Raw genomic sequence first — 11,632 nt, 5'->3', positions numbered from 1 at the left:
GCTTCACCGCGCAGGCCGGCCCGCGGGGCACCATGGAGACCATCCCCAACGCGTTGCACCGCACCACCCCGTCCAGGAGTCCGCAGCCATGAACCACCGCTCCACCCGCCCCTCGCCCTCTTCCCGCGCCGCTTCCCTGGCCCTGTGCGTCGTCCTGCTGGCAGCAGGCCAGAGCGTGAGCGCCGGCATCGGCGACGGCGGCGAATCCCCGCGCGGTCGCTGGGCCGAACGCATGCGGGGCGGAGCGGCCGCGGCCCCCCTGCCCGCCGGCGTGCGCAGGATCGTCGACCTGCCCTACGGCGCCGATCCGCGCCAGCGCATGGATGTCTATCTGCCGACCTCCGGCGCACCGGCCCCGGGCCTGCGCGCACCGGTGATCTTCATGGTGCACGGCGGGGCCTGGCGCACCGGCGACAAGGCCATGCCCAAGGTGGTGGAGCACAAGGTCGCCCGCTGGGTGCCGCAGGGCTTCGTGCTGGTGTCGATCAACTATCGCATGCTGCCCGACACGCCCGTGGCGCAGCAGGCGCAGGACGTGGCCCTGGCGCTGGCCACCGCCCAGCAGCACGCGGGCGAATGGGGCGCGGACGCGGGACGGTTCATCCTCATGGGGCACTCGGCCGGGGCGCACCTGGTGGCCCTGCTCAATGCCCGGCCCGCCGCCGCGGTGCAATGGGGGGCATGGCCCTGGCTCGGCACCGTCGTTCTCGACAGCGCCGTGCTCGACGTGCCGCGGTTCATGGCCGCGCCGCACCTGCCGCTCTACGACGCAGCCTTCGGCACCGATCCGGCCGCGTGGGCCCGGTTGTCGCCTTACGACCAGCTGGTGGCCGGCACGCCCCCCTGGCAGTTCGTCTGCTCCACGGAACGGCCCGACCAGCCCTGCCTGCAGGCCGAATCCATGGCCCGCAAGGTGCACGCCCGGGGCAGCCGCGCCACGGTGCTGCCGCAGCCCCTGGACCACGGGGAGATCAACGGCGACCTGGGGCTGGACGGTGGCTACACCCAGGCGGTGGAAGACTTCATGGCATCGCTGGACCCGCTGGTGGCGCGGCTGCTGCGGCGGTAGGCGGCCGTACCCGGCGCGCCTACGCCAGATACCGCTGCAGGTACCGCCCGGTGTGGCTCGCCGGGTTCGCCGCCACCTCCTCGGGCGTGCCTTCGGCCACCACGGTACCGCCGCCCGCCCCGCCTTCGGGCCCCATGTCGATGATCCAGTCGGCCGTCTTGATGACGTCCAGGTTGTGCTCGATCACCACGATGGTGTTGCCCGCGTCGCGCAACTGGTGCAGCACCTTGAGCAAAAGGTCGATGTCGGCGAAATGCAGGCCCGTGGTGGGCTCGTCCAGGATGTAGAGCGTGCGGCCCGTATCGCGCTTGGACAGCTCCTGCGCCAGCTTCACGCGCTGGGCCTCGCCGCCCGAAAGCGTCGTGGCGGCCTGCCCCAGGCGGATGTACGACAGGCCCACGTCGAGCAGTGTCTGCAGCTTGCGGGCGATCGCCGGCACGTCCTGGAAGAAGGCATGGGCATCCTCCACCGTCAGGTCCAGGATCTGCGCGATGTTCCGGCCCTTCCACTGCACTTCCAGCGTCTCGCGGTTGTAGCGCTGCCCATGGCAGACGTCGCAGGGCACATACACGTCGGGCAGGAAGTGCATCTCCACCTTCACCACGCCGTCGCCCTGGCAGGCCTCGCAGCGCCCGCCGGCCACGTTGAAGCTGAACCGGCCCGGGCCGTAGCCGCGTTCGCGGGCAATGTTGGTCTCGGCCATCAGCTCGCGGATCGGCGTGAACAGGCCCGTATAGGTAGCCGGGTTGCTGCGCGGCGTGCGGCCGATGGGCGACTGATCGACGTTGATGACCTTGTCGAAGTACTCGATGCCCTCGATCGCTTCATGCGGCGCGGGCTCGTCATGGGACCGGTAGAGCTGGCGGGCCACGGCGGCGTAGAGCGTGTCGTTGACCAGCGTGCTCTTGCCCGAGCCCGAGACGCCCGTCACGCAGGTGAGCAGCCCCACGGGGAACTCCACGCTCACGTTCTTCAGGCTGTGGCCCGTGGCGCCCACCACGCGCAGCGCCTGCAGGCGCCCCTGGGTGGCGCGGTGCTCGGCCATGCGCTCCGCGCGGCGGCGGCTCGCGTCGGTTTCAGGAAAGCGCGACTTGCCCTTCTTCGGCGGCTCGGGCTCTGACTGCGCCTCCAGCACCGGCAGCCAGGGCGTGCGGCGTGCCGGCACGGGGATGACGCGCGCACCCGAAAGGTACTGGCCGGTGAGCGATTCGGGATGGGCGCTCAACTCGTCGCTCGTGCCCTGGGCCATCACGCGGCCGCCGTGCACGCCCGCGCCCGGGCCCATGTCCACGCAGTGGTCGGCGGCGCGGATCATGTCCTCGTCGTGCTCGACCACGATCACGCTGTTGCCGATGTCGCGCAGGTGCTGCAGCGTGGCGATGAGCCGGTCGTTGTCGCGCTGGTGCAGGCCGATGCTGGGCTCGTCGAGCACGTACATCACGCCCGTGAGGCCCGAGCCGATCTGGCTGGCCAGGCGGATGCGCTGCGCCTCGCCGCCCGAGAGCGTCTCCGCGCTGCGGTCCAGGCTCAGGTAGTTGAGGCCCACGTCGTTCAGGAACGTGAGGCGCGTGGCGATCTCGCGCACCACCTTGCCGGCGATCTCGGCCTTGGCGCCGCTCAGCTGCAGCGCCCCGAACCAGGCCCGGGCCTCGGCCAGGGTGGCGCGGCTCACCTCGTAGATGGCGCGGGACTGCTCGCCCTCGCCCACGCGCACGTGGCGCGCCTCCAGCCGCAGGCGCGTGCCGTGGCAGTCGGGGCAGGGCTGGGTGCTGCGCAGGCGCGCGAGGTCTTCGCGCACGACGGTGGAATCGGTCTCGCGGTAGCGCCTTGCCATGTTCGGCAGGATGCCCTCGAACGGGTGCTTCCTGACGACGGCCTTGCCCTTGTTGGCGCCGCTGTCCAGGATGTAGCTGAAGGCGATCTCTTCCTCGCCGGAGCCGTACAGCACGGCGCTGCGCACGCGTTCGGGCAGCGACTCGAACGGCGCCTCGACATCGAAGCCGTAGTGCCGGGCCAGGCTCTCCAGCATGGCGAAGTAGTAGCCGTTGCGCCGGTCCCAGCCCTTGATGGCGCCGCTGGCCAGGCTTAAAGACGGGAAAGCCACGACCCGCACCGGATCGAACACCTCCTGCTGGCCCAGGCCGTCGCAGGTGGGGCAGGCACCGATCGGCGAGTTGAACGAGAACAGGCGCGGCTCCAGCTCGGGCAGCGAGAAGCCGCAGATGGGGCAGGCGAACTTGCTGGAAAACAGGTGCTCCCGCTCCGAATCCATCTCCAGCGCCAGCACGCGGCCATTGCCGTCGGCGCCCGCGGCCTCCTGGCCCACGCGCAGCGCGGCCTCGAAGCTCTCGGCAAGCCGTTGCTGCGCGTCGGAGCGCACCTTCAGCCGGTCGATCACCACATCGATGTCGTGCTTCTCGGTCTTCTTGAGCTGCGGCAGGTTCTCCACCTCGTGGATCGTTCCATCCACCCGGAAGCGCACGTAGCCCAGCGCCTGCATCTGCGCGAACAGTTCGGTGAACTCGCCCTTGCGGCCGCGCGCCACCGGGGCCAACACCATCAGGCGGGTGTCCTCGGGCAGCGCCAGCACGGTGTCCACCATCTGGCTCACCGTCTGCGCGGCCAGCGGCAGGCCGTGCTCGGGGCAATAAGGCGTGCCGGCGCGGGCGTAGAGCAGGCGCAGGTAGTCGTGGATCTCGGTCACCGTGCCCACGGTGGAGCGCGGGTTGTGGCTGGTGGCCTTCTGCTCGATCGAAATCGCGGGCGACAGGCCCTCGATCAGGTCCACGTCCGGCTTGTCCAGGCGGCCCAGGAACTGCCGGGCATAGGCAGACAGGCTCTCCACGTAGCGCCGCTGGCCCTCGGCATAGAGCGTGTCGAAAGCGAGGCTGGACTTGCCCGAGCCCGACAGCCCGGTGATGACCACCAACTGGTTGCGCGGCAGGTCCAGGTCGATGTTCTTGAGGTTGTGCGTGCGCGCGCCGCGGATGCTGATGCGCTGCTCGCGCAGGGCGCGGGCCAGATAGGCGCCGTCGCCGGGGCGCGGATCATCGGGGGCGGTGGGCTCGGTCACTGAGGGCGTCGGCAAGCGGGAAACCCACCATGATAGGTGAGGCGGGCCGGCGGCGCCCGTGCCCATAATCAGAGCCCGTTCCACCGGCGCCCGCGCCATGACCTTCCCGTCCACCGCTTCCACCGCTATCACCCGCCAGGACCGCGAACGCCTGCAGGGCCATCCCGCCCGGGCCGTCTGGCTCACGGGTCTCTCGGCCGCGGGCAAGACCACCCTCGCGCACGCGCTGGAGGCCTCGCTGCACCGCGACGGCCTGCGCACCTTCGTGATCGACGGCGACCGCCTGCGTGCCGGGCTCAGCAGCGACCTGGGGTTCACCGACGCGGACCGGGCCGAGAGCATCCGCCGGGCCGCGCACGTGGCGCGGCTGTTCGTGGATGCGGGGGTGGTCGCCATCGTCGCGCTGATCTCGCCGTTCCGGGCCGAGCGCGCGGCCGCGCAGGCGCTGTTCGCGCCCGGGGATTTCCTCGAGGTGTACGTGAACGTGCCGCTGGCCGTGGCCGAGGAGCGCGATCCCAAGGGCCTGTACCGGCGCGCCCGCAGCGGCGCACTGCCGCGCTTCACGGGGATCGATTCGCCCTACGAGCCGCCGGAGGCTCCCGCATTGGAGCTGCGTACCGATGCGCTTTCCGTGGCGCAGTGCGTACAGCGCCTGCGCGCGCAACTGGGCCTGCCGCCCACCCAGGCCCACCTTTCCTGATCCGCAGGCCCGCCGGCCTGCAGCCCGGCGGTGGTTCGGCCCTGGGCTGCGGAAACTGCGCAGAACGCGCTTTCCATGGCAAGGTGGTTCCGTCATGATGGAGGGTTACGCTTTCCGTGCTCGACGGTTACGCCTTCTACCCCTTCTTTTTGGCCCGGCCTTCCGGTCGTGCCACCGTTTTTCCATGCCCTCCGGTCTTTCCCCCGCCTTCCCGCTGCCCGCCACCGACTCCCTGCGCCGCGCCTTCGCCCGATTTGCGCTCATCTGCGTGCTCGCTTTCGGGGCCCAGGGTGCCTGGGCCATGCAGATCTTCGTGAAGATGCTCTCGGGCGAGACCCTGGCGCTGGACGTGGAGCCCAGCGACTCCATCGAGAACGTGAAGGCGCAGATACAGGACAAGAAGGGCATTCCGCCCGAGCAGCAGCGCCTCATCTTCGCGGGCAAGCAGCTGGAGGACGGCCGCACGCTCTCCGACTACAACATCCAGAAGGACTCCACGCTGCACCTCGTGCAGCGGCTGAGCCCGACCACGTTCTCGGCGGCGTCGGCCACCGGCACGGGCACCATCACGGCCACGCTGTCCGGCCCGGCCGTCGCGGGCGGCTGCCAGTTCGATACCACCCAGACCGCCTTCGAGATACCCTCCGGCGGCCCGGCCGGCGCGCAGTTCCCCCACGGAGTGTTCCGCTTCGTCGCCACCAGTTGCACCGGCAGCGTGACGGTGACGCTGAAATACCCCCAGGCCCTGCCCGACGGCACCCGATTCATCAAGTTCGGCCCCTCCGGCCCCGGGGCGGACCGCTACACCTGGTTCGAATGGACAGACGCGCAGATCGCCGGCGACACGATCACCTTCACGATCACCGACAACGGCGCGGGCGACACCGACCCCACCGTGGGCGTGATCGCCGATCCGGGCGGCCCGGCGCTGCTGGCGGCCGCGCCGGCGCCCGCACAGGCCACGCCGGTGCCCACGCTTTCCCCCGCCGCGCTGGTGCTGCTGGCCTGCGCGGCCGGCGTGCTCGGCTGGCGGCAGCGCCGCCGCTGACGGCCCGCCGGCGCGGCAGGCGCGCGATGGGCGAGAATCGCCGTCTTTCCATCGACCGCAACCGATGACCTCTGCCGTGCCGGACCCCCTGCCGCCTACGCCCGCGACCGATATCCCCGCCGCCTCCGCCACCACGATGACGCCGCTGGAGCGGCGCTCCAGCCTGTCGCTGGCGCTCATCTTCGCGCTGCGCATGCTGGGGCTGTTCCTGGTGCTGCCGGTGTTCGCGCTCGAAGCGCGCAAGTACCCCGGCGGCGATGACCCCGCCCTGGTCGGCCTGGCCATGGGCATCTACGGCCTGACCCAGGCCGTGCTGCAGCTGCCCCTGGGCATGGCCTCCGACCGCTTCGGGCGCAAGCGCGTCATCGTGCTCGGCCTGCTGGTGTTCGCGGCCGGCAGCCTGCTGGCGGCACTGGCCGATTCGCTCGGCGGGCTGCTGCTGGGCCGCGCGCTGCAGGGCGCGGGCGCCGTCTCCGCCGCCGTCACCGCCCTGCTGGCCGACCAGACGCGCGACGGGGTGCGCACCAAGGCCATGGCCCTCGTGGGCGGCAGCATCGGGCTGATGTTCGCCGTGGCGCTCGTGGCCGCCCCGCCGCTGGCCGCCCGCTTCGGCCTGCCCGGCATCTTCGGGCTGACCTGCGCGCTGGCACTGGCCGGCATCGCCGTGGTGCTCTGGGTGGTGCCGCCCGAGCCCGCACGCCATGCGGACGCACCGCGCGGCCGCCTGGCCGACGTGCTGCGCCACCCGGACCTGCTGCGGCTGAACCTCGGCGTCTTCGCGCTGCACACGGTGCAGCTGGCCATGTGGGTGGCCGTGCCCGCCCTGCTGGTACAGGCCGGACTGCCCAAGAGCGCGCACTGGCACCTCTACCTGCCCGCCGTGGTGCTGTCCTTCCTGGCCATGGGCGGCCTGTTCGCCCTGGAGCGCGCCGGCCGGCTGCGCGGCGCCCTGCTGGGTGCCATCGGCCTCGTGCTGCTGGTGCAGCTCGGGCTGGGCTGGGCGGCATCGGCCGGCACGCCGCCGGGGCTGTGGGCCCTGGGAGGGCTGCTGTTCCTGTTCTTCTGCGGCTTCAACGCGCTCGAAGCCAGCCAGCCGAGCCTCGTCTCCCGCACCGCGCCGCCGGCCGTGCGTGGCGCGGCGCTGGGCACCTACAACACGCTGCAGTCGCTGGGCCTGTTCGCGGGCGGCGCCCTGGGTGGTGCGCTACTGCGCTGGGGCGGCGCGCACGGCCTGTTCGTGGCGACCTCCCTGCTCTGCCTCGGCTGGCTGGCGGCGGCCTGGGGCATGCGGCCGGTGCCGGCCCACGGCGGCCGCGCGCGGAAGTAAGGCCCGTCCGCCCGGGTCGGCTCAGCGACCGGCGGGTTCCCGCGGGGCGCCATCCTCCGCGGGAGCGGGAGGCTCCGCCGCAGCATCCACGTCCGCGGGCGCCTCGGGCAGCCGCGCGGCGCTCAGCATGGAGGCCGCCAGGGTCTCGTAGAGGGGCCGCGCCAGCATGCGGGACACCAGGCTCGCCAGCATCGCGGAGGACATCAGGCTCAGCACCAGCGCGTGCCCGTCCACCATCTCCATCACGATGATGAAGGCCGTGAGCGGCGCCTGCGTCACCGCCGCCAGGAAGGCCGCCATGCCCATGGCGATCAGGGCCGGCGCGATGGCCGGTGCGATGTCCCCGCCGGCCAGCAGCGCCACGTTGTGGCCCACGCCCGCTCCGATCGAGAGCGACGGCGCGAAGATCCCGCCCGGCACCCCCACCCAGGCCGACAGCCACGTGGCGATGAACTTGAGCGTGACGTAGAAGGCCGGCACGTCCGCCTGGCCGGCCAGCATGTGCTTGACCGCCTCCGAGCCCGCGCCGAAGGTCGCTCCGCCCGTCACGAGACCGATCACCGCGATCGCCAGCCCGCCGGCCGCCGCGAAGCGCACCGGCCAGCGCGCCCGCCAGCGGTTGAAACGGTCCGGCGCACCCGTGAGCGACGCCGCCATCAGCTTGGCGAACAGCCCGCCCAGGACGCCGCAGGCCAGCGAGACGGCCAGGCCCGGCAGCAGCGCCTCCCAGCCCAGCCGCGGCACCTGGATGCGCCCGAAGTAGCTCAGGTTGCCGAACGCCGACACCCCCATCAGGCCGGCCAGCACGATGGCGGCGATGATCAGGCCGCTGCTGCGCGACTCGAGCTTGCGGGACAGCTCCTCGATGGCGAACACCACGCCCGCCAGCGGCGCATTGAAGGCCGCGGCGATGCCCGCCGCCCCGCCGGCCACCAGCAGCGCATGGGCGGTGATGCCCGACCGGGGCCCGAACCAGCGGCGCGCATGGTGCATCACGCCCGCCGCCACCTGCACCGACGGCCCTTCCCGCCCGATCGACAGGCCCGCCATGAACCCCGCGCTGGCCAGCAGGATCTTGGCGGCCGACAGCCGCAGCGAGACGAAACGGCCCCGCTGGGGCGCCGTGAGGCCGGGCTCCAGCGCCGCGATCACCTGAGGGATGCCCGATCCGGCCGCGCCCGGCACCCAGCGCCGCGTGGCCCAGACCACCGCCGCGGTGATCGCGGGCGTCCACAGCAGCACGGCCCAGCCGCCACCCCAGTGATAGACACGCTCGAACACCGCGAAGGCCCACTCCGCCAGCATGGTGAACACCACCACGCTGAGCCCGGCCGCCACGGCATAGGCCAGGACGATGCTGCGCTCCAGCCAGCGCTGGCCGTCGCGCAGTTCCGAGCGCAGGTTGTCCAGGAAGTCGGGTTCTCGTTGCATGGCGGGGCAGTGGGCGGGGGCGGACGCAGGCGCGGCGGGCGCCGGTCGGTGCGGCAGGGCGGAGGGACATTGTGGCACCCTGCCGGGCGGGAGCGATGCGCGCAGGCATCGGCCGCTTGGGGCACAATCCCCGCTCCCTCTTCGCGGCGCCCCCGTGGCCGCCGCGCAGGCCGTAGTGCCTTTCCTCCACCATTCTCTACAGGCCCCTTCACACCATGGCATCCGTCAACAAAGTCATCATCGTCGGCAACCTCGGGCGCGACCCCGAGATGCGCACCTTCCCCAGCGGCGACCAGGTCGCCAACGTCACCATCGCCACCACCGACCGCTGGCGCGACAAGAACACCGGCGAAAACAAGGAAGCCACCGAGTGGCACCGCGTCGTTTTCAACGGCCGCCTGGCCGAGATCGTGGGCCAGTACCTGCGCAAGGGCTCCCAGGTCTATGTCGAAGGCAGCCTGCGCACCCGCAAATGGACCGACCAGTCGGGCCAGGAAAAATTCACGACCGAAATCCGTGCCGACACCATGCAGATGCTCGGCAGCCGCCAGGGCATGGGCGGCGGCCAGGGCGGTGGTGGCGGTTATGACGACGGCGGCTACGGCGGTGGCGACGATGGCTACGGCGGCGGCAACAGCGCGCCGGCGCCCGCGCGCCGCCCTGCGCCCCAGGCGGCGGCACCGCGGCCGGCACCGGCGCCCCGCCCTGCTCCGGCCCCCGCGGCCCAGGCGCCGCGCGCGGCGTCGGGGTTCGATGACATGGACGACGATATTCCGTTCTGATCCGCAGACACCGCTGCGCCGGCATGGCCGGTATCACAGAGCCCCGCATGCCATCGGCCTGCGGGGCTTTTTCTTACTCAAAGCAAAGCGAACCTGCTGGAGCGTTGCGGGCAAGGTCGCTTACTGAAAAGCTAGAAGCTCGACGGGCTTGCTTTCCCCGTCTAAACACAGGCAAGGCCGATCCAACGCAGTAAGTCTGTTTAGCGAGCATGAGATGGCCGATCTCTTTGGCCCTAAGGCACACCGCACTTTCAGTTCCACTGTCCAGCCTTAGGTCGCAGGCATGCCGTTGCTTCGCTGGATGTAGGCAACGCCGAGCGTCTCGTACGCCGCAATCAGTTCCTGCGCTGCAGCGGAGTCATACTTCGCCCGTACAAGGAGGCGCTATGCAGATTAAGAAGATCACGCTGCACCGGTTTAAGCAATTTCAGGCGACCAGCATCGACCTCAGGGGGGGGCTTTCCCTGATTGTTGGGGGTAACAACTCAGGCAAGTCTTCGGTTTTGCAAGCGCTTGCTACTTGGCAGTTCTGCAAGACGCTGCTTGAGATAGAAAAGGGCCCTGCAGGCTGGTTGCCCACGGTATCCAAAGCTGGGATTGGACTAGGCATCGTGGACTTCACACCGCTACAACTGCCGGCTTTAAGCCATCTTTGGACCAACCTGAAGACAATTCGTGAGAGCGAGCCAGATGGCTATACGCTCAAAATAGGCGTCTACTGGGATATTGCCCCAGGGGATGAGCGGCATCTGGAGATTGGCCTTGCTCTCTCCAATGATCGCCTTTTTATCAAAGCTACCTCGACGAACCTTAAGGCCAACGAAGTCAATCCCGGCCCAGACGATTCAGTGGGCCCTAGGGTTCCTCGGGTCGCCTACCTGCCGCCCTTCGCTGGAATTACAGACCGGGAGAACCGTTTGTCGCCGGCAATGCGTGCGCGTCTGCTAGGTCAAGGGCTTTCAGGCGGCGTAATTCGCAACATGTTGTTCGAGATGCACTCTCGAAACCAGGCGGCGCGTTTGGTTTTGCGCGGTGATAAACCAAAAATCAAAAACTCTGACCTCCGCCGCCTTCGACAGAATGATGCATGGGAGATTTTGCTTCGGACGACTCAGTCAATCTTTGGGACGGACCTGAGAATGATGCCCTTCAACGAGCGTTATCACAGCTATCTGCGTGTCGAATGCGTCAAAGGCAAAGTGAAGGACGACGGGTCATTCGAGCGGTTCCCTCGCTACAACGCGCGCGACATCATGGTCGAGGGCAGTGGCTTTTTGCAATGGCTCAGTGTTTACGCGCTGGCACTTTCCGATGATGTGGATATCGTGTTGCTCGACGAGCCTGACGCCCACCTCAATGCAGCCCTTCAGAAAGAATTGCTCTTGGCGCTTGACAACATAACTGACGTTAAGAATAAGCAAGTCTTGCTTGCGACGCATTCGCCCGAGCTAATCCGTCTCTATGATCACGATCGCATACTTGCCGTCGCGAACCGAAAGGCGAAGTACATGGCTGACGCCGCAGCGAAGGTCTCGGTTCTCGGTGGGATTGGCACAGTCCACACCCCCACGCTCCATGCATTGATGGAAAGCAGGCGACTCTTGATTCTTGAAGCTCCAAGTGACGAGCGCTTTTTGAAGACTATCGCCGAGCGGGCTGGCGTAGCGTGGCCGGAGAAGTTGGTGCCCTGGTACTGGACCGGCTCGGCGGGAGAGCGACACAAGCTCTACATGCAACTGCTGAAGGAAATTCCTGGGTTGAAGGCGATCAGCATCAGGGACCGTGACGACGAACCGAGCAACACGACTAGCTCTTCCTTATTCGACAAGAGCTTCCCGTCAAAAGAGGCGGGGTACAAGGCATTGAAATGGCGTCGCAGACACGTCGAGAACTATCTGCTTTCTAAGGAGGCAATCGCGCGCGCCGCTGATGTGGATGTTCAGCAGGTCAACGACTACTTTGCACAGAAGCATTCGCTCCTGCTGCCAGATGACCCCACGCCCTCCGACGTGGTCGCGGCCGTGCAGGACGCTCACGCAAAGGAAATTTTCACGAAAGGCGATACTTCACTTAAACGCTTCTTCAGCATTACTCGCGATGACGTAGCTGCAAAGCTGGAAAAAGCTGAGGTCGCGGAGGACATGCTGACGCTCTTCAAGGAGATAGAGGCGCTCATGAAGTAAGGACCATGGAAGTTCAGCG

The 11,632-nt window shown here is 68.9% G+C and carries 8 protein-coding genes; 6 read left to right on the top strand and 2 right to left on the bottom strand.

What is annotated here, in order from left to right:
- Positions 1-88: 88 nt before the first annotated feature.
- Complete coding sequence (locus tag T336_RS24890) at positions 89-1,069, top strand: alpha/beta hydrolase (RefSeq protein WP_051647084.1); 981 nt, start codon at positions 89-91, stop codon at positions 1,067-1,069.
- A gap of 19 nt (positions 1,070-1,088) precedes the next feature.
- Here T336_RS24890 and uvrA read toward each other — a convergent pair whose 3' ends face one another.
- Positions 1,089-4,142: an excinuclease ABC subunit UvrA gene (uvrA, locus tag T336_RS0107730; RefSeq protein WP_026432108.1), complete on the bottom strand. Its 3,054-nt coding sequence runs from the start codon at positions 4,140-4,142 to the stop codon at positions 1,089-1,091.
- A 97-nt stretch (positions 4,143-4,239) separates the two neighbouring features.
- Between uvrA and cysC the strand changes: the two genes are divergently transcribed.
- The 3 genes from cysC (at position 4,240) to T336_RS0107715 (ending at position 7,217) form a co-directional block, all read left to right on the top strand.
- Positions 4,240-4,842 (top strand): adenylyl-sulfate kinase, encoded by a 603-nt coding sequence (gene cysC, locus T336_RS0107725; RefSeq protein ID WP_026432107.1) that lies wholly within the window; start codon positions 4,240-4,242, stop codon positions 4,840-4,842.
- A gap of 184 nt (positions 4,843-5,026) precedes the next feature.
- Positions 5,027-5,890 (top strand): ubiquitin family protein, encoded by an 864-nt coding sequence (locus tag T336_RS0107720; RefSeq protein ID WP_026432106.1) that lies wholly within the window; start codon positions 5,027-5,029, stop codon positions 5,888-5,890.
- Positions 5,891-6,026: 136 nt separating this feature from the next.
- Entirely contained in the window at positions 6,027-7,217 is a 1,191-nt protein-coding gene (locus T336_RS0107715) for an MFS transporter (protein ID WP_026432105.1), read from the top strand.
- A 21-nt stretch (positions 7,218-7,238) separates the two neighbouring features.
- Here T336_RS0107715 and T336_RS0107710 read toward each other — a convergent pair whose 3' ends face one another.
- Positions 7,239-8,648: a chloride channel protein gene (locus T336_RS0107710; RefSeq protein WP_026432104.1), complete on the bottom strand. Its 1,410-nt coding sequence runs from the start codon at positions 8,646-8,648 to the stop codon at positions 7,239-7,241.
- 215 nt (positions 8,649-8,863) lie between these two features.
- Here T336_RS0107710 and ssb point away from each other — a divergent pair, with 215 nt between their 5' ends.
- Both ssb and T336_RS26005 read left to right on the top strand, forming a co-directional pair.
- The gene (ssb, locus tag T336_RS0107705) at positions 8,864-9,430 is read left to right on the top strand and encodes a single-stranded DNA-binding protein (RefSeq protein ID WP_013597010.1); all 567 of its coding nucleotides are present in this window, start codon (positions 8,864-8,866) and stop codon (positions 9,428-9,430) included.
- 386 nt (positions 9,431-9,816) lie between these two features.
- Positions 9,817-11,613 carry an ATP-dependent nuclease gene (locus tag T336_RS26005; RefSeq protein ID WP_035225463.1) on the top strand — a complete coding sequence of 599 codons (1,797 nt, stop codon included), beginning with the start codon at positions 9,817-9,819 and terminating at the stop codon, positions 11,611-11,613.
- Positions 11,614-11,632: the final 19 nt, after the last annotated feature.

It is taken from the genome of Paracidovorax oryzae ATCC 19882, assembly GCF_000687165.1.
In the GTDB taxonomy this organism is placed as follows: Bacteria; Pseudomonadota; Gammaproteobacteria; order Burkholderiales; family Burkholderiaceae_C; genus Paracidovorax; species Paracidovorax oryzae.
This window is presented reverse-complemented; position numbering and strand designations above follow the sequence as displayed.